The organism is Halobellus inordinatus (assembly GCF_024464655.1).
GTDB lineage: Archaea > Halobacteriota > Halobacteria > Halobacteriales > Haloferacaceae > Haloquadratum > Haloquadratum inordinatus.
This window is the reverse complement of record NZ_JANHAV010000001.1, coordinates 96,204-114,877: the sequence shown is the minus strand read 5'-3', so window position 1 is coordinate 114,877 and position 18,674 is coordinate 96,204. Positions and strand designations below refer to the sequence as shown.

General features: G+C 65.3%; 11 protein-coding genes and 1 tRNA gene. 10 read left to right on the top strand and 2 right to left on the bottom strand.

Going from position 1 to position 18,674, the window contains the following annotated elements; translation table 11 throughout:
* Nucleotides 1-131 precede the first annotated feature (131 nt).
* The 9 genes from NO347_RS00525 (at nt 132) to NO347_RS00485 (ending at nt 11,163) form a co-directional block, all read left to right on the top strand.
* Nucleotides 132-1,124 carry an ornithine cyclodeaminase family protein gene (locus NO347_RS00525; RefSeq protein WP_256287793.1) on the top strand — a complete coding sequence of 331 codons (993 nt, stop codon included), beginning with the start codon at nt 132-134 and terminating at the stop codon, nt 1,122-1,124.
* A gap of 77 nt (nt 1,125-1,201) precedes the next feature.
* Nucleotides 1,202-1,705, top strand: coding sequence for a DUF7549 family protein (locus tag NO347_RS00520; RefSeq protein WP_256287792.1), 504 nt, complete (start codon nt 1,202-1,204; stop codon nt 1,703-1,705).
* An 82-nt stretch (nt 1,706-1,787) separates the two neighbouring features.
* Entirely contained in the window at nt 1,788-3,227 is a 1,440-nt protein-coding gene (locus NO347_RS00515; protein WP_256287791.1) for a receiver/sensor box histidine kinase, read from the top strand.
* Between the two features lie 263 nt (nt 3,228-3,490).
* The gene (locus NO347_RS00510) at nt 3,491-5,164 is read left to right on the top strand and encodes a type II/IV secretion system ATPase subunit (RefSeq protein ID WP_425492338.1); all 1,674 of its coding nucleotides are present in this window, start codon (nt 3,491-3,493) and stop codon (nt 5,162-5,164) included.
* Complete coding sequence (locus NO347_RS00505; RefSeq protein ID WP_256287789.1) at nt 5,151-7,328, top strand: type II secretion system F family protein; 2,178 nt, start codon at nt 5,151-5,153, stop codon at nt 7,326-7,328. Before NO347_RS00510 ends, NO347_RS00505 begins: the two co-directional genes overlap by 14 nt.
* A gap of 164 nt (nt 7,329-7,492) precedes the next feature.
* A complete protein-coding gene (locus tag NO347_RS00500) occupies nt 7,493-8,254 on the top strand; it encodes a class I SAM-dependent methyltransferase (RefSeq protein WP_256287788.1) in 762 nt (253 codons plus the stop codon).
* Nucleotides 8,255-8,324: 70 nt separating this feature from the next.
* Nucleotides 8,325-9,698, top strand: a complete 1,374-nt coding sequence (locus tag NO347_RS00495; RefSeq protein ID WP_256287787.1) for a hypothetical protein — start codon at nt 8,325-8,327, stop codon at nt 9,696-9,698.
* Nucleotides 9,699-9,861: 163 nt separating this feature from the next.
* Nucleotides 9,862-10,926: an NAD(P)/FAD-dependent oxidoreductase gene (locus tag NO347_RS00490; RefSeq protein ID WP_256287786.1), complete on the top strand. Its 1,065-nt coding sequence runs from the start codon at nt 9,862-9,864 to the stop codon at nt 10,924-10,926.
* Nucleotides 10,927-11,092: 166 nt separating this feature from the next.
* A tRNA-Gly gene (locus NO347_RS00485) sits at nt 11,093-11,163 on the top strand.
* A gap of 353 nt (nt 11,164-11,516) precedes the next feature.
* Here the strand turns inward: NO347_RS00485 and NO347_RS00480 are convergent.
* Entirely contained in the window at nt 11,517-12,317 is an 801-nt protein-coding gene (locus tag NO347_RS00480; protein WP_256287785.1) for an FkbM family methyltransferase, read from the bottom strand.
* A gap of 52 nt (nt 12,318-12,369) precedes the next feature.
* Complete coding sequence (locus NO347_RS00475; protein WP_256287784.1) at nt 12,370-13,113, bottom strand: methyltransferase domain-containing protein; 744 nt, start codon at nt 13,111-13,113, stop codon at nt 12,370-12,372.
* A gap of 845 nt (nt 13,114-13,958) precedes the next feature.
* Between NO347_RS00475 and gltB the strand changes: the two genes are divergently transcribed.
* Nucleotides 13,959-18,500, top strand: a complete 4,542-nt coding sequence (gltB, locus tag NO347_RS00470) for a glutamate synthase large subunit (RefSeq protein ID WP_256287783.1) — start codon at nt 13,959-13,961, stop codon at nt 18,498-18,500.
* Nucleotides 18,501-18,674: the final 174 nt, after the last annotated feature.

Sequence of the window (18,674 nt, the reverse complement as noted above, 5' to 3'; positions counted from 1 at the left end):
CGTCAGGTGATATTCCGTCGTCCAATTCGACGAAGAGCACATAGGTTGTAGTAAAATCTGTATTTTCTCTCTAAATCAGATTCTGATTCGATTATAGTATGAATTAAGTGCGGACACTTCGAAGCGCAAGTATGGAGACGCTTCTGTTGAACGGTACGGACGTCCGCGAGAACGCCGCGATGGCGGAGCTCGTCCCCGCCATCGAGGACGCGTTCGCCGCCTTCGAGCGCGGCGACGCACAGATGCCGCCGAAATCCTACATCGATCTCCCGGCGTACAACGGCGATTTCCGATCGATGCCGGCGTATCTGGACGCAGGCACGTGGGACGCCGCGGGCATCAAGTGGGTGAACGTCCACCCGGACAACCCCGAGAAGTTCGACCTCCCGACGGTGCTGGGGACGATGATCTACTCCGATCCCGAGACCGCCGTCCCGCTCGCAGTGATGGACGGCCGAGAGCTCACGATGCTCCGGACCGGCGCGGCGGCCGCTGTCGCGACCGACCACCTCGCCGTTCCCGACGCCACGTCGCTCGGAATCGTCGGCGCGGGCGTCCAGTCTTACACACAGTTGCGCGCCATCTCGCAGGTGCGTGACATCGAGACGGTCGTGATCTCCGACCTCGACGAGGAGCGCGTCGCCGATTTCATCGACGCCTTCGAGGACGAGTTCGACGTTCGCGCGGGATCAATCGAGGACGCCGCGTCCTGCGACGTGCTCTCGACGGTCACCCCGGTCGAGTCGCCGATCGTCTCCCGCGACGCCGTCGGCGACCACACCCACATCAACGCGATGGGTGCCGACGCCGAGGGGAAACACGAACTCGACGACGAGATCCTCCTCGATTCGAAGCTAGTCATCGACGACTACGAGCAGACGACCCACTCGGGGGAGATCAACGTCCCTTGGAGCGAGGGCGTCCTCGACGACGACGACATCTACGGCTCCGTCGGCGAGATCGTCACCGAAAAGAAACCCGGCCGAACCGCAGCAGACGGGATCTCCGTCTTCGACTCGACGGGACTCGCGATCCAGGACGTCGCGGCCGCCCACATCGTTTACGAGCACGCCACGGAGAACGACAACGGCTACCCGTTCGATCTGTTCGGCCTGAGCGAGTAGTTCGGAGCGGCGACGAGCGAGCGACGTCCGCGGCGTCCGTCCGGTAGCTTTTACAGAGCCGACGACGCGGACCACGTATGGTGTGGGTACGTTCGGAGTACGCGGGGGCGCTGGCGGTCGTCTCGACGTGGTTAGCCGCGCTCGTGCCCTGGAACGTCACGTACTCCAGCGGCGTCTCCGGCGGCTCGGTGCTGTTCGTTCGCTTCCCGTTCTTCCAGATCCGCTACGCGTTCGGCGTGCCTGTCGCCCGTCGCGTCAGCGTCTCGGATCCGCTCTCTGCGGTGGCGTTTCAGGCCGGACAGACGATCCAGGCGGCGTATCAGGTCTGGGCGGTCGGTGCGGCCGTCCTCGCCATAGCGGTCGTCATCGCCGCCGCGTACTATCACGACGAGGCGCGCGTGGAATCGGGCCCCCTCGACCCAGTTCGATTGCTCGGCGGCCTCCTGGCACTCTCGGGCGTCGTGCTCGCGGGCGCGACGTTCCTGCTCGCGACGCGCGGCTTCCCCGGCGTCCCGCTGCCGATCGGCGTCGTCTTCTTGCTCCTATTCGGCGGCGTGCTGCTGACCGTCGATCGGGAGTAGCAGCCTATGTTCGGAACGCTCGCCTGGTGTCGGCCGGGCGAAACGAAAACGGCAAATAGTCACTGTTCGGATGGTTGAGGTGATGAGTGAGTCGGGAGCGGATGCAGTCTGCGTGTTACACGTCGAACCCGATCCGCAGTTCAGAGAGCTCACCGAGACGTTCCTGGAGCGCCAACAGAACTCGTTCAGGGTGACGGCTGCCGCCGGCGCCGACGCGGCGCTCGACCGGCTCGATGCGGACGTCGACTGCATTGTCTCTGACTACGACCTCCCGAGCCAGGACGGAATCGAGTTGCTCCGGACCGTCCGGTCGGAGTATCCGGACCTCCCGTACGTACTGTTTACCAGTCAGGGCTCGGAGACGATCGCCAGCGACGCGATCGCGGCCGGCGTCACCGACTACTTGCAGAAGGGGACGACCCCAGAGCGATTCGAGTTACTGGCCAACCGCGTCCGCAACGCGGTGTCGGCCTACGAGTCCGAGCGAGCGGCGAAAGAGCACCACCAGCGTCTGCAACAGGTGATGAAGACCGTGCCGACGGCGATCACGCGAGTCAACCGCGACGGCGAGATCGTCTTTACGAACGAACGCGCGCAGTCGAACCTGGGGTTCGAGCCGAACGAGGTGACCGAGCGGACGTACAACGACCCGAAGTGGGAGATCAGAGATCTCGACGGCGATCCGGTCCCCGACGAGGAGTTGCCCTTCCAGCAGGTGCTGCAGTCTGGCGAACAGATCGAAGGATACCGACACACCATCGTGTGGCCCGACGGGGAGCGTCGCGTCGTCGAGATCAACGGCGCACCGCTGTTCGACGACGACGGCGAGGTCGAGAGCATCGTTTTCTCGAACACCGACGTCACGACGCAGACCGAACGTGAACGAGCGCTCCAGCGGGAGCGCGACCGACTCGACAATTTCTCTAGCGTGGTCTCACACGACCTTCGAAATCCGTTGAACGTGGCGAGCCTCAGCCTCGACCTCGCAAAAGAGGAGTGTGACAGCGACCACCTGGGGCGCGCCGATCGCGCGCTCGATCGGATGGAGCGGCTCATCGACGACCTGCTGGCACTTGCGCACACGGACGATCTCGTCGACAGCATCGAACCGATCGAGATCGAGCGCGTTGTCACCCAGTGCTGGCGAAACGTGCAGACAGAGGAAGCACGGCTCGAATTACAGACGAGCGCGCAAATCTGTGGGGATCGAAGCCAGCTCCGCCGGGCGTTCGAGAACCTGTTCCGGAACGCGATCGAACACGCTGGCGACGGTGTCACCGTCACTGTCGGTGCGCTCCCGGACGAAGACGGGCTGTACGTCGCCGACGACGGAGCCGGCTTCGACGCGGGAGACGACGACCGACTGTTCGAGAGCGGATACTCGACACAGCGGACCGGTACGGGCTTTGGCCTCGCGATCGTAGAGAGCATCATAGAGGCCCACGGAGGGGAGGTACGCGCAACCCCCAGCGAGGATGGCGGGGCACGGTTCGAGATTGTAGGCCTCGAATGCGACTGTTGAGGCCTCCCGCCTCCGATCGCAGACCGCCCATCCGCACGGCCGACAGTATAAGTCGCTTCGCCTGAAAGAGTCGGCACACGCGGAACCACGCAGCTATGGGGGACCCAGACTCGAATCGAAGTGCGGGGACACACGCGACCCACGAGCGAACCGCCTCTCCAACCGGCGGGCGTACCGGAGACGATTCCGGCAGCGTACAGAACGGCGAGAGCGACGCGCCACTCCGAGCGGACGGCGGTTCGCTCGCTGCGACCGTCGAGGCGCTGACGGACGACTCCGAGGGACCCGTCGGCGACCTGCGAGAGCGGATCCAGCGCGCCATCGACGTCCTGCGAGGATCGTCGATCGACGTCCGTCCGTACCGCCCGGAAGACGGCAACTTCGCTGCATTCGACACGCCCGCCGGCGAGGAGATCGTCGACCGCTACTGGGTGAACGCGCCGTACGCCTACGTCGTCATCACCTACGACGACGAGGACAGCGAGCACTACTACTACGCGATCGAACCCGAACTCGACGAGTTCGAGGCCGAGCTCCTCGCGCGCGCCCGAGTCGACATCAGGGACCCGCTCCTGTACCGCACCGACGAGGAACCGACCGCAGAGGAGACGCTCCGAGACGAGCTCAAGGAACTGCTGGAACGGTACGGCGTCGACGTGTCGATGCTGACGTTCCACACGTTGCTGTACTACCTGGCTCGCGACTTCCGGGGGTTCGGCCGCATCGATCCCCTGATGCACGACCCCCACATCGAGGACATCTCCTGTGACGGCTACGACCTCCCGATCTTCGTCTACCACGACGAGTACACCGACGTGGAGACGAACGTCGTCTTCGGCTCTGAAGACCTCGACGACTTCGTGATCCGACTCGCCCAAGAGTCCGGGCGGCACATCAGCGTCGGCGACCCCGTCGTCGGGACGACGCTCCCGGACGGGTCGCGGATCGAACTCGCACTCGGCGAGGAAGTCACGCCGCGCGGATCGGCGTTCACGATCCGAAAGTACGCAGAAGAGCCGTTCACGCCCGTCGATCTCGTCAACTACGGGACGTTCTCCGTCGAGGAGATGGCGTATCTCTGGCTCTGCATCGAGAACAACAAGAGCCTCATCTTCGCCGGCGGGACCGCTTCGGGCAAGACGACGTCGATGAACGCCGTCTCGATGTTCATCCCACCGCGCGCGAAGGTGCTGACGATCGAGGACACCCGCGAGCTATCGCTGTATCACGACAACTGGCTCTCGTCGGTCACCAGAGAGCGGCTTCACGAGGGGGCCGACATCGATATGTACGACCTGCTGCGGTCTGCGCTCCGGCACCGCCCGGAGTTCATCATCGTCGGCGAGGTCCGTGGGAACGAGGCCGTGACGCTGTTTCAGGCGATGAACACGGGCCACACGACGTTCTCGACGATGCACGCAGACAGCATCGAAACGGTGATCAACCGACTGGAGAACGAGCCGATCAACGTCCCGCGTGCGATGGTGCAGTCGCTCGATCTCCTCTGTGTCCAGACGCTCACGCGCGTCGAAGGCGAGCGCGTCCGCCGCTCGAAAGCGATCGGCGAAATCGGCGAAATCGACCAGCGGACCGGCGAACTCGACTACTCGCGGGCGTTCACCTGGCAGCCGGAGGCGGACGCGTTCCGGCAGTCGGACTCGAACCTCATCGACGAGATCCAACGTGAGCGGGGCTGGAGCCGGACCGAGCTGAAACGCGAGCTGAACCGCCGAGAGCGGTTCATCCGACTGCTCGCGGAGTTGGATACGACCGACTACCGCGAGTTCACCGCGCTGGTCAACGAGTACTACGCCAACCCCGAGCGCGTGATGGACCGCCTCGAAGCCGCCGAGGAGTCGTCCGGCCAGCACGCCGACGTCGTCGCCGGATCCGACGGCCTGCACGGCGAGGAGGCGAGCGTCGATGCCGGCGATTGAACTGCTCGGCTACGCGCCGCTCGTCGTCGTAACGCTGCTCGCGCTCCCGGTCGCGCTCGTGCCGTTCAGCCCACGGGCGCGTCTCGTCGTCTCCCGGCTGGCGCTACCGATCTTCGGGCGGTACGTCGCCGAGTCGAGCCCGAAGCGACAGCAGCAGATCGAGCGGATGCGAGCCGCGTTCGTTGGCGAGAGCCACCGCGTGTTCGCCTCCCAGACGCTGTTAGTCGCCGCCGTCGCGGGCATCGCCGGAAGCGTCTACGGCGTCTATCTCGGGGCGCTGATACTGCGCTCGCTCGCCGTCAGTCCCGAAGTGATCAGATCGACGCTCCCGGGACCGCTGGGCTTTCTCGCGGCGATCGTCAACGTCCCGGAACTCTCGCTGCTCCAGTTGTTCGCGTTGTTGTTCGTTTCGAGTGCGACCGTCGGGACGGCACTCGCGGTCGGGACCTACTGGGGCCGCTGGACGTATCTCGACCAGCGTGCCCGCGCTCGCGGCATCGAGATCGACGCGACCCTCCCCCGAACGGTCGCTTTCGTGTACGCGCTCTCGCGGTCCGGGATGCCGTTCCAGGCAGTGTTGCGGACGCTCTCGGAGAATCAGGACGTCTACGGGGAGGCGTCGCGAGAGCTCGGGGTCAGCGTTCGCGATATGAACGCCTTCGGGACCGACATCCTGACCGCGTTACACAGCACGGCGAGCCGGACCCCGAGCGAGAACCTCGAGGAGTTCACCGAGAACCTCGCGAGCGTCCTCTCGTCGGGGCAGAGCGTCTCAGCATTCCTGCGCGAACAGTACGAGCGATTCCAGGAGGAGGCCGAAGCCCAACAGCGACAGTACCTGGAACTCCTCTCGACGTTCGCGGAGGTGTACGTCACCGTCCTCGTCGCCGGACCGCTGTTTTTCATCACCGTCCTCGTCGTCGTCGGCCTCGTCATTCAGGACACGCTCACGCTCGTCCGACTCGTGGGCTACGCCGCGATCCCGCTCTTGACGTTCGGCTTCGTCGTCTACGTCGACAGTATGACCGAGGGCCTGAACGTCCCGGGAGGCGGCGGCGGGGACACCGATCCCACGAACGTCGGCAGCGCACGCGGGAGCCGCCACGACGGGTCAACACAGGCAGACAGCGACGCCGTCGAGGTCACCGACGGCGGATCCGTACGTGACCGAACCGGGGCGGACGCCGAGAACTGGGCACGGCTTGCGGTCTACGATCAGATCGGCTCGGTCCGACAGACGCTGTCGAATCCCGTCGGGACACTCCTTCGGAACCCGACGTATACGCTGCTTCTCACCGGTCCGGTCGGACTCCTGGTCATCGGGCTCTCGATCGACAGCGCCGTACTGGAGGCAGTCGGCGGGATCCTGGTGGGTACGCCGGGAGCGCTCACGCGACTCGTCGAATTGCTCGACGGGGCGATCGTTCAGGCGATGATTCTCGTCCTCGGTGGCATCGCCCTCGCACACGAGATCCAGAAACGACGGCTGCGGGCGGTCGAGGCGGAGATGCCCGACTTCCTCGACCGGATGGCAAGCATCAACGAGGCGGGCGTCACCATCGTCGGCTGTCTGAACCGGCTCTCGGACGCCGAACTCGGACGGCTCGGCGACGAGATCGGCCGGGTGTGGCGGGACATCCAGTGGGGCGCCAGCGTCGGCGAAGCGCTCACCGGGTTAGAGCAGCGGACGGGCACGCCGACGGTGTCACGTGCAGTGACACTCATCAAGAACGCGATGGCCGCAAGCGGCGACATCAGTCCGGTGCTCCACATCGCCGCCGACGAGGCCCAAGAGACCCGGCGGCTTCGGCGCGAGCGTCGCCAGGAGATGCTGACGTACCTCGTCGTCATCTACGTCTCGTTTCTCGTCTTCCTCGGGATCATCATCGCGCTGACGGTTTCGTTCATCCCGGCGATCGAAGCCGCGAGTCAGTCCGCCGGGGGCTCGACTAACCAGATCGGCGGCGTCGACACCGGCGTCCTCGGCGGCTTCCAGACGGTCAACACGGACGCCTACGAACTGCTCTTCTTCCACACCGCGGCGATCCAGGGCATCTGTTCGGGCATCGTCGCCGGACAGTTAGGAGAAGGGAGCGTCGCGGACGGGCTGAAGCACGCGGCCGTGTTGCTGACGCTGACGTACGTGGTCTTCGCACTGCTCTGAACGGACATCGCGCGGTGGCGGCGGCATAACAGTGGCAATGACGGCGGCGTAACAGTGACAGCGACGGATCGTCGCTGTGCGCTGGGCATCACTCTCTGAATCGACCTGCCGTTGCCTGTCCACCGGACCGTCGGTGCTTTGTGTGCCCGCCGCCTCGCGTCGGTATGGACGACGAGCGGACGGCGACGCCCGAACCGGTCACAGAGACGTACGACCGGATCGCAGAGCACTTCGCGTCGACGCGGGAGTACCCGTGGCCCGAAGTGGCGGCGTTTCTCGGCCGCGACGTGGGCGGCGACCTCGCTGACGGCGCAGCGGTGCTCGCCGACGGTGCCGCGCCGGCGTTAGAGCGCGTCCGATCGGCAGCCGACGACGCAGGGGGAGTCGGGCTGGACCTCGGCTGTGGAAACGGTCGCCACGCCGAGCTGCTAGCCGACGACGTGGAACGCGTCGTCGGCGCCGACGCCAGTCGCGGGCTCCTGGGGACCGCTCGCGAGCGGGCACAGGACCACGAATTCGACGAGTCACTCCACCTCGTGCAGGCGGACGCAGCGGGGCTTCCGCTTCGATCCGGCGTCGTCGACGTCGCGGTATACGTCGCGACGCTGCATCACTTGCGCACGCGGGACCAACGCGTCGCGAGCCTCTCGGAGTTGGCCCGCGTGCTCGCACCGGGCGGCCGCGCTATCGTCAGCGTCTGGTCGACCGCACACGACCGATTCGAGGCGATGTCGGGGTTCGATACGACCGTCGAGTGGACGCTCCCCGGTGGCGAGCGCGTCCCTCGGTACTACCACATATACGACCCGTCGGAGTTCGAAGCCGATCTGGCCGCGAGCGACCTGCAAACCGTCGACAGCGTCGTCTCCAGCGGGAACTGCTACGCCGTGGTAGAGGCCGGAGCGAGGACACGGTCCGACAGCTAATCGCGCGCGAGAGCGAGTGACCGGGTGCGAGCGGGGGAACAGATATACTCGTTCCTGTGTACAACCTACTATGGGTCGTCGTGTCACACGGCGTGGCTTTCTCGCAGGACTGACCGCCCCCGTTACAGCAGGGGCGGTCTCCGGAATCACGCGTGCCCAGTCCGGGAGCGGCGCCGGTGGGTTTACTCCGATTGAACACGGCTACGGGTTTCGGAACTGGGGAGCCGAAGACCAGTACTTCGACTCCCCGCCCGCCCCGACGCAAGCGGAGATCCGCGAGCGGATCCGGACGAGGTGGGTCGAACAGGCACGGGCCGTCCTCGGACTCGACGTCGGCGCACTCTCGCAGGCGATGGTGAGTGCAATCGCCACGCAGCTCCGCGCGGCAGTGGTACAGCGGGCGGGAACGAACGGCCACTGCTACGGAATGGCGCTGACGGCCCAGCGGTACTTCGAGCGGCCAGGAACCATCCCCGTCGACCGGCGTCGCGCGAGCGAGATCGAAGTCCCGACGGTTCCGGTCGACGAACCGATCGCCCCGGTGTACGACGAAATCGTACAGCGGCAGGCCGATCAGTATCTCCGGTTTCGGGCGTTTCTCGCACGGCAGGCGATCCTGTATCGCGACTGGATCGACACGGAAGCGATCCTCCGCGACGTCAGGAACGTCATCGAGCGGTTCGGGACCGCGACGCTCATCCTCTTCAACAACACCCTGCTCTCACATCAGGTGCTGGCGTACGGCTTCGAGGACCGCAGCGACAGTGTGGTCGTTCCGATCTACGATCCCAACCTCCCCGCCTCGGCGTATCGGCGGCGCTCGCCGCGGTTAGAGTTCGAACGCGACGGCGAGTCCGTCTCGATGCGACAGTACGGCCAGTACACGGGAATGCTGTTCAGTCGGTACGATCGGATCGAAGACGCAGCCGACCGCACCGCGCCGACGCCGATGGATCACGTCACCGTCGACCAGAGGAGGGTCCGAGAGTCGCTGTTCCCGTTCACGCTCGTTGTCGCGACCTCAGAGGACGTCGATCTCACCGTCGTCGGTCCCGGCGGGAGCCAGATCGGGCGCATCCGCGGCGTGTACACGGACCGAAGTCGCGGCGAGTACGGGCGGGTGCGGAGCCAGCACGGAGCGGAACCGGGAGCCTACCGGATCAGCGTGTTCGGAACCGCCGACACCGAGTACGAACTGACAGCGATGGTGACCGACGCGGACGGTGCGTCCGTGAACGCGGCGCGGACCGAGACGATTCAGACAGGTGACGAACACGAGTACGACCTCGAAGTCACAGAGGAGGGAGCGGGGAGCCTCCGCAGGGTTCGTACCGACCGAAATCTGCCGGCACTCGTGGGAACGGGCGTCGCCGGAGTCGCCGCCGGAGCCGTCGGCTATCGGACAGTGAAGCGCCTGCGGGAGCGCGACCGCCACGAATCGTGAGTCGTGTCGGAGGCTGTTCGGAGCAGAGACAGCGACAGCATAGCGACCGAGAGCGGCGGCAGCAGTCCTGGCCGGCCGACGCTTCTTGAACGGTTCGCGGGTGGTCGGTCGCGGCGCACTCGAACTCTGCGTTTAAGTCGGAGCGACCGCTATCAGGAGACGAATGAGCGAGACAGAGGACGTACGCGACTACGAAGTAGTCGTCGTCGGCGGTGGTCCGGCGGGTATCCAGACCGCCCTGTACACGACCCGACTGGGCCACGATACGGTTGTCGTCGACCGCGGGGGCGGCCGGGCAGCGATGATGCTGGACACGCACAACGTTATCGGCGTCCCCGAGCACACCTCGGGCAACGAATTCCTCCAGACGGCGCAGGAACAGATCGAATCGTACGGCGCCGACGTCGTCCGCGACTTCATCGTCGAGGCCGAACGGACCGACGACGGTCGCTTCCGACTCGTCGGCAACGACGCGGAGTTCCGGGCCGACCGCGTCGTCCTCGGCGTCGGATTCAACGACGAGCGCCCCGACCCGCCCGTACCGCGGACCGGCAAGGGACTGCACTACTGTCTCCACTGTGACGCGTATATGTTCATCGACCGTCCGGTCTACGTGATGGGGACGGGCGAGGCGGCCGCCCACGTCGCGATGATTATGCTCAACTTCACCGACGACGTGGATATCCTGCTCCGCGGCGACGCGCCCGAGTGGAGCGACGAAACCGACGAACAGCTCCGCGGGCACCCGATCGGCATCGTCGAGGCCGAGATTACCGGGATGCAGAAGAGCGACGACGGCTGGCTGAAGGCCTTCGAGTTCGACGACGGGACCGTCCGCCAGTACCGCGGCGGGTTCCCGATGTACGGTTCGAACTACAACGACGCGCTCGCAGAGCAGTTGGGCTGCGAACTGAACGACGACGGCACGGTGGTCGTCAGCGACAGTATGGAGACGACCGTCGAGGGCGTCTACGCCGTCGGCGACATCACGCCCGGACACAATCAGATTCCGGTCGCGATGGGCAAAGGCGCCCAGGCGGGCATCGACATCCACTACGGCCTCCGGGAGTTCCCGCGTGATCTCAAGACGCTCCGGGCGACCGGCCCCGTCGGCGCCGACGAGGTGCCGAGTACCGGCAACCGCGTCCGCGCCGCCGCCGCGGAGTTCGAGGAGGCGCGCGCGCCGCCGATCGAACCCGCCGATCCCGAACCGGCCGACGACGACTGATACTGTCCGACAGTATGGCCCTCTCTCGTTCGGACCTGTCGAACACAGTACCCTGCTGCGAACCAGTACGCCGAGCGACGACTCCAAAGGGTAACACCCTTATTTGGGGACCGGGAACGGGTGAGTGAAGGTCGTCACCGCGCGGTCGTGGTGATGATCCGGACGAGCGCCGGTGGTCTAGTGGTAGGACCTGAGCCTTCCAAGCTCATGGCCCGGGTTCAAATCCCGGCCGGCGCATCTTCCCGCTACTACGAATGAGGAGCGACAGCGACGAGTGAGTCGTGCGGGAAGATGCGCCAAGGGTTTTGAACCCTATCAGTCGCGCGCAGCGAGCGAAGCGAGCGAGCACGTCTGATTCCGGTTCAAATCCCGGCCGGCGCTTTTTCTGCCGAACGAAGTGAGGCGAAAATCGTCCAGAGGGATTTGAACTAGCGAGCGACCGGGGGGAGCGAGTGAAGTTCACAATCCCGGCCGGCGCATTTCTGCTGCGAACGAACTGATCAGAGAAATTGCCAAGGGAGATTTGAACGAGACGAGCCGCAGCCTGCGAGCGAAGCGAGCGAGAACGGGGCGTCGCGACCGACCCGCGCTCACTCTGCGTCCGCTTTGTACGCCTTGAGGAACACGTCGTGGGTGTCGCGTCGGAGGTAGATCGGTTCGACCTCGAACCCCGCGCCGTAGAACACGCGGACGAGGTCGGTGAGCGACCAGGCGTCGAGGTAGTCCTCGAAGACGTCGTCGGGGCGCTTCCGCTGGAACGTCGTCGGGAGGTGTGCCTCCAAGTAGACGAGACGGCACTCCTCGCGCGCCAGCAGTTCTTCGAGCGCCTTGACCACGTCGAGTTCGGCTCCGAACACGTCGATCTTGACGACAGTCGGGAGTGGAATGGTCTCGTCGTCGAGGATGTCGCGGGCGTCGACCGTCTCGAATCCCGCCGCGTCACTGTTGCCGAGCAGACCGACGCGTCCTTGATGAGAGTGGTAGCCGTCGCCTGCCTGCTGGCTGATGGCCGTCTCCGAGAGAATGACGTTCGAGCGCTCTCCGGTGGACGTTCTGAGTTGGGACGCTCCGTCTCCCGGTTCGAAGGCGACGACTGTCCCCTCAGTGAGGTACGCCGCAACCGGTCGGGTGAAGATACCGACGTGTGCACCCACGTCGTAGAAGACATCGTCCCGCCGTAGATTCGCGAACAGGTCTGCGAACACCGGCCGTTCGTCCGAGACGGCCGCTTCCAGGCCGGTGCCGACGTCGATGTCGTACCGTAGTTGCCACCACAGGGCAGTCAGCGCCCCGACGGCGTACCACCAGGCGTGTTTCGCGAGCGAGCGCGGCCCGCGCTTGCGGAGCACGTGGAACGCCCGACTGACGAGCGACGGGGTTTGAGTGCTCATTGCCCCACCTCCGCGCGGCCCGCCGTCCATCCTATGGAGAGCGTGTCGCCTCTCATCGTTTCCGTGCGACGAAACCGGTCCACGGGAACCACTTGAAGAAGATGTCGACGTCCCGGTCGACGTCGAACCCCGCGTCGGTGAGGATATCCTCGTACTCGGCGACGGTCAGCGGCCGGAGTTGCCCACGGAGCGTCTTCGCCTTCCCGATGATCTCCTCCTCGGTAAGGCCCTGGCTGGCCTTGAAGTCCCAGTACTCCTCGTTCCAGATGTCCTGGAACTGCGAGGACCGGGCCCGCGTCTTCTCGGCGAAGACGAACGCGCCGCCGTATTCGAGGTCGTCGTAGATCTGCTGGACGAGTTCTCGCCGGTCCTCCTCGCGGACGAAACTCATCGTGAACAGGCTGATGACCATCGACGCCCCGGGGAAAGACATGTGTGAGGAGACGTCGGCCTGCAGGAAATCGACGTTCGGGCAGTCACCGATGCGTTCCCGCGCGCGATCCAGCATCGGGGCCTGGATGTCGATGCCGATGAACGACGGCGGCCCTTCCGTCCCGTAGCGATTGACGAGCTGTTCGATGGTCGTCCCCGTCGCACAGCCGAGATCGTAGACTTTCTCTTCTCCCTCCGATTGGAGGAACCAGTCGGCCAGATCAACGACCTGCGATTGGACCTGTTCGTAGAGCGGGATCGACTTCCGGACGTGTGCGTCGAACTCCTCGGCGACCTGCTCGTCGAACGTCCACCCACCCTCGCTCTGTTCGAGACTGCCATCCACCGTCGTCTTCTCTTGCATAGTTGTGGATCTGCCGACCGGGAGGACCCGATCGCGTTGTCTGTTGATGACTGTCAAGCGACCAATTGTAATGCCGGTGCTACCACACCAACCCGCACAGTAGCGGCGTGGTTATCACGACTTACTAGGAGGATAACCGCCCCAGGGTGGGCCGTAGTGTGTTCCTTCTCGTCGCCGAGGGTACTTGGATTTCGACGAACCTCACACCGAGAGAGCAGTCGGTATCATACGGTCGGACAGAACGATGTGAAGCGTATCGGCACCCCGGAGTGGTCTGCATAAGTTCTGAACTAGGCGGGAGAGACGACGAGAGCCACGACGATCTCAACGGGGTCACCCGATTTCCCTGTGTCGTGGGCAGCGTCCATCAGCGGGTTCAACAGTTCCGCTGATCACTCTGGGTGCCAACATACTTCACGAATGTCTGTCCGACAGTATCAGTAACGGACAGTACAGACGCCGCCGGATCCACACCGACAGCGTTCGACTACGGTAGCTGTTGGGGGCTGCTCGGTACTCGATCGGACGCGGCAGCGGCGGGTGGATCGATGTAGCCTGGGATGCACCCGACCGCTCCGTCACCGTCAGTGGTCACGGCTGTGCGGAGAGCGACCATTGTGGCGCGCGGTTCGCGTTCACTGACAGGAAACAGACAGTAGTCGAACCACTCGGAGAACGGACGACCACCGCGTCTCGCCGGATGTCGCGTCCTCGTCGATGTAGTTCGTCGGGCGTCGAACTATTATTCACTCGGATTTGTATTATACTAATAACCTTATATGTGGTTAGTGAACCCTTATGCTTTCAGGAGAAGGCCCTTTAGGGGGCAAGTCAAGGGGGGACATATGACCAAGCCACAGAGACACACGACTGGCGAGTCCTGCGGGCTCGCGGACCCGTCGGACGAGCGGTCGAACTGCGGCGTAGGTGCCGTTATCGACCTCGACGGCGGCCGATCCCACGAAACGGTCGCCGATGGGATCGAACTGCTAGAGAATCTCGAACACCGCGGGACGACCGGAGCCGAGGAGAACACCGGCGACGGGGCCGGGATTATGATTCAGCGCCCCGACGAGTTCTTCGACGCCGTCGTCGACGCCGATCTCCCCGACGAGTACGCGGTCGGATCGCTCTTTATGCCGCAAGACGGGGCCGCGCGCGAAGGTCTCATCGCCATCTTCGAGCGCGTGCTCGGTGCGCACGGACTCGACGTACTCCACTGGCGCGACGTCCCCACCGACAACTCTGATCTCGGCGCGACCGCGCTCGACTCCGAGCCCGACGTCTGGCAAGTGTTCGTTGCACCCGAAGACGACCTCGACGCCGAGGCCTTCGACCGCGCACTGTACGTCGCACGACGCGACGTCGAGAACGAGGTCGAGGAACTCGAATCGGAAGGTGCGGCTCGCTTCTACATCTGCTCGCTCTCGCGGAAGACGCTGGTCTACAAGGGACTGCTGAAAGGCGAGCAACTCGCCGACTACTACCCGGACCTCGACGACGAGCGGCTCCGATCGACGCTGACGCTCGTCCACGCGCGCTTCTCGACGAACACGCTGGGTGCGTGGCACCTCGCACACCCCTACCGCCACATCGTCCACAACGGCGAGATCAACACGATCCAGGGCAACATCAACTGGATGCGGAGCCGCGAGACCGACCTCGAACATCCGGACTTCGGCGAGGACCTCGAAACGCTGAAGCCGATCATCAACGATCCGGATCAGTCCGACACGGCCTCCGTCGACAACGCGGTCGAACTGCTCCTGCAGGGCGGTCGGGACCTCCCGCACGTCCTCCGGATGCTCATCCCCGAGGCGTACCGCGGCGACGACCAGATGACCGAGGAACGCCGCGAGTGGTACGACTACCACGCCTCGCTGATCGAGCCGTGGGACGGCCCCGCGCTCGTCGCGGCCACCGACGGCGACCGCGTCGCAGCCGTCCTCGACCGAAACGGCCTCCGTCCGTGCCGGTACGACGTCACGACCGACGACACGCTCGTGATGGCTAGCGAGGTCGGCGCACTCGACACCGACCCCAGCGAGATTCGCGAGCGCGGTCGACTCCAGCCGGGACAGCTGTTCGTCGCCGATCCCGAGGAGGGCCGCGTCATCCCCGACGAGGAGGTCTTCGAGTCCCTCACCGACGAGAAGTACGGCGAGTGGGTCGACGACGAACAGCAGCAACTCGACGAACTCGCCGACGCCGACGACTACACGCCGCGAGAGAACGTCGACCACCTCCGCGCGGCGCAGGCGGCGTTCGGATACACCCACGACCAACTGAGCCACCTCATCGAACCGATGGCCAAAGAGGGCAAAGATCCGGTCGGCTCGATGGGCGACGACACGCCGCTGTCGGTCCTCTCAGATTTCAACCGTCCGCTGTTCACGTACTTCAAGCAACTGTTCGCGCAGGTGACGAACCCGCCGCTCGACTACATCCGCGAGGAACTCGTCACCTCGCTTGAGTCGCGGCTCGGTGCCCAGCGCAACCTACTCGACGAAACGCCCGAGCACGCGCGACAGCTCGTTCTCGACTCCCCCGTCCTGACCGACGCGCAGACGGCGAGCATCAAGTCGCTGGGCGAGGACGGCGATTCGATGTCTACGACGATCGTCGATATCACCTACGACCCCGAGCGCTCGCTCGAAGCGGCGGTCGAGCGCGTCCGCGACGACGCCGTCGATGCCATCGAAGCGGGTGCCGACGTCGTCGTGCTCTCGGATCGGAACCTCGGACCCGACCGCGTCGCGGTCCCGAGTCTGCTCGCGACGGGCGCGGTCCATCACTGTCTCGTCCGGAACGGCCACCGGAACCACGCCGGCCTCGTCGTCGAGTCCGGCGACCCCCGCGAGGTGCACCACGTCGCGACGCTCGTCGGCTACGGTGCGGATGCAGTGAACCCCTACCTCGCCTACCAGACGATCGCCGACGTCGTCGCCGGTCCCGACGGCGCCGACGAGAGCGAAGCCATCGCAGCGTACAAGAAGGCCCTCGAAGACGGCCTCCTGAAGACGATGGCCAAGATGGGCATCTCGACGGTCGAGTCCTACCAGGGCGCGCAGATCTTCGAGGCCGTCGGCCTCGATTCGGGCTTCGTCGCGGAGTACTTCGAGGGCACGGAGATCCGCACCGAGGGCATCGGTATCGACGTCATCGAGGAGGACGTTCAGACGCGACACACCGTCGCGTACGGGAACGATCCCGAACTCGACCGGCAGGGCGAGTACGAACACCGCTCGGACGGCATCCACCACCAGTGGAACCCCCAGACCGTCGGCACGCTCCAGCAGGCGGTCCGCTCGGGCAACTACGAGAAGTACCAGGAGTTCGCAGAGCTCATCAACGACCAGACCGAGGAGCTCCAGACCCTCCGCGGCCTGCTCGAGTTCGAGTCCGACCGCGAGTCGGTGCCGATCGAGGAGGTCGAACCCGTCGAGGACATCGTCACCCGCTTTTCGACGGCCGCGATGTCGCTCGGCAGCCTCTCGCCGGAGGCCCACGAGAACAACTCGATCGCGATGAACCGCCTCGGCGGCAAATCGAACTCCGGCGAGGGCGGTGAACCGCCGGAGCGGTTCGGCACCGAGAAGGAGTGCAACGTCAAGCAGGTCGCTTCGGGCCGCTTCGGCGTCACCTCCGAGTACCTCACGAGCGCCGACGAGATCCAGATCAAGATGGCGCAGGGCTCGAAGCCCGGCGAGGGCGGGCACCTGCCCGGCAAGAAGGTCAACGAGATGATCGCGCACGTGCGGTTCGCGACGCCCGGCGTCGGCCTCATCTCGCCGCCACCGCTGCACGACATCTACTCGATCGAGGACCTCAAGCAACTCATCCACGACCTGAAGACCGCCAATCCCGACGCCGACATCAACGTGAAACTCGTCTCGGAGGCCGGCATCGGCACGATTGCGGCCGGCGTCGCGAAGGCCAACGCCGACGTAGTACACATCTCGGGTCACGACGGCGGGACGGGCGCGTCGCCGAAGACGTCGATCAAGAACGCGGGCCTCCCGTGGGAACTCGGCCTCGCGGAGGCCAACCAGATGCTGCGGGCGACGGACCTGCGTTCGCGAATCCGCGTCAGCGTCGACGGGGGGATGAAGACCGGCCGCGACGTCGCCGTCGCGGCGCTGCTCGGCGGCGAAGAGTACATCTTCGGGACGGCCTCGCTCGTCACGTCCGGCTGTGTGATGGCTCGGCAGTGCCACGAGAACACCTGTCCGGTCGGCGTCGCCACCCAGCGCGAGAACCTGCGCCAGCGCTTCCCCGGCCAGCCGGATCACGTCATCAACTATATGACGTTCATCGCGCAGGAACTGCGCGAGATTATGGCCGACCTCGGCTTCCGCTCGCTCGAGGAGATGATCGGCCGACCGTCGCTTCTCACCCAGCGCGAGACCGACCACGAGAAGGCCAAGCACCTCGATCTCTCGGACGTCATCGCGGAACCGTCCGGCGACGCGCGCCAGAAGACCGAAGATCAGGTCCACGAGGGCGTCGAGACCCAACTCGATCACGACCTCATCCGGCGGGCCGGCCCCGCGCTCGAAGAGGGCGAGCCGATCGCACTCGACGAGGAGATCTCGAATGTCGACCGCGCGGTCGGCGCGATGCTCTCGAATCGGATCTCCGCGGCGTACGGCGGCGACGGCCTCCCGGACGATACCATCCACTGCACGTTCGACGGCGTCGCCGGCCAGTCCTTCGGCGCGTTCCTCGCCAACGGCGTGACGATGGATCTCACCGGCGCCGCGAACGACTACGTCGGCAAGGGGCTCTCCGGCGGGAAGATCATCGTCGAGACGCCCGACAACGCCGCCTACGAGCCTGACGAGAACGTCCTCATCGGCAACGTCGCGCTCTACGGTGCGACGGAAGGCGAACTGTACGTCAACGGCGTCGCTGGCGAGCGCTTCGCCGTCCGCAACTCCGGCGTGAAAGCCGTCGTCGAGGGCGTCGGCGACCACGGCTGTGAGTATATGACCGGCGGCGTCGTAGCCGTGCTCGGCGACACCGGACGCAACTTCGCCGCGGGGATGTCCGGCGGCGTGGCCTACGTCTACGATCCCGACGACGAGTTCGCCGCGAAGACGAACACCGGAATGGTCTCGCTCGAAGACAGCCTCGACGACTCCGACCGCCAGATGCTCCGCCGCCTGGTGGAGAACCACGCGACCTACACCGACAGCGACCGCGCGGCGTGGATGCTCGACGACTGGGGGGAGGTCGTCACCGACTTCGTGAAGGTGATGCCCGACGCCTACGCCGAGGTCATCGAGGAGCGCGCCCGCGACGACGTCCGAAAGGAACTGCCGCCCGCCGCGGCCGCGACCGCCGCGGAGGACGGCGACGCGCTCGCACAGACCAGCGACGACTGATCGGGTCGTCTCGGTCGTCTCGGCCGTCTTTTTTGAATGACGAGAGTGGCGAACAGTCGGCACAGTCGCACCCCGGAGAACGGGGGACCTCGCGCCGACGTGCCGAACGACCGCGGCCCGACGCGAGGCGGAGCTTACGTCACGGCGGTCGTGGGGCCGTCATCCGATATAAAC

Excerpts from the sequence above, each read along its gene's own strand:
- NO347_RS00525 (WP_256287793.1), top strand. The coding sequence starts at position 132 with ATGGAGACGCTTCTGTTGAACGGTACGGACGTCCGCGAGAACGCCGCG.
- NO347_RS00520 (WP_256287792.1), top strand. The coding sequence starts at position 1,202 with ATGGTGTGGGTACGTTCGGAGTACGCGGGGGCGCTGGCGGTCGTCTCG.
- NO347_RS00515 (WP_256287791.1), top strand. The coding sequence starts at position 1,788 with ATGAGTGAGTCGGGAGCGGATGCAGTCTGCGTGTTACACGTCGAACCC.
- NO347_RS00505 (WP_256287789.1), top strand. The coding sequence starts at position 5,151 with ATGCCGGCGATTGAACTGCTCGGCTACGCGCCGCTCGTCGTCGTAACG.
- NO347_RS00500 (WP_256287788.1), top strand. The coding sequence starts at position 7,493 with ATGGACGACGAGCGGACGGCGACGCCCGAACCGGTCACAGAGACGTAC.
- NO347_RS00495 (WP_256287787.1), top strand. The coding sequence starts at position 8,325 with ATGGGTCGTCGTGTCACACGGCGTGGCTTTCTCGCAGGACTGACCGCC.
- NO347_RS00490 (WP_256287786.1), top strand. The coding sequence starts at position 9,862 with ATGAGCGAGACAGAGGACGTACGCGACTACGAAGTAGTCGTCGTCGGC.
- NO347_RS00480 (WP_256287785.1), bottom strand. The coding sequence starts at position 12,317 with ATGAGCACTCAAACCCCGTCGCTCGTCAGTCGGGCGTTCCACGTGCTC.
- NO347_RS00475 (WP_256287784.1), bottom strand. The coding sequence starts at position 13,113 with ATGCAAGAGAAGACGACGGTGGATGGCAGTCTCGAACAGAGCGAGGGT.
- gltB (WP_256287783.1), top strand. The coding sequence starts at position 13,959 with ATGACCAAGCCACAGAGACACACGACTGGCGAGTCCTGCGGGCTCGCG.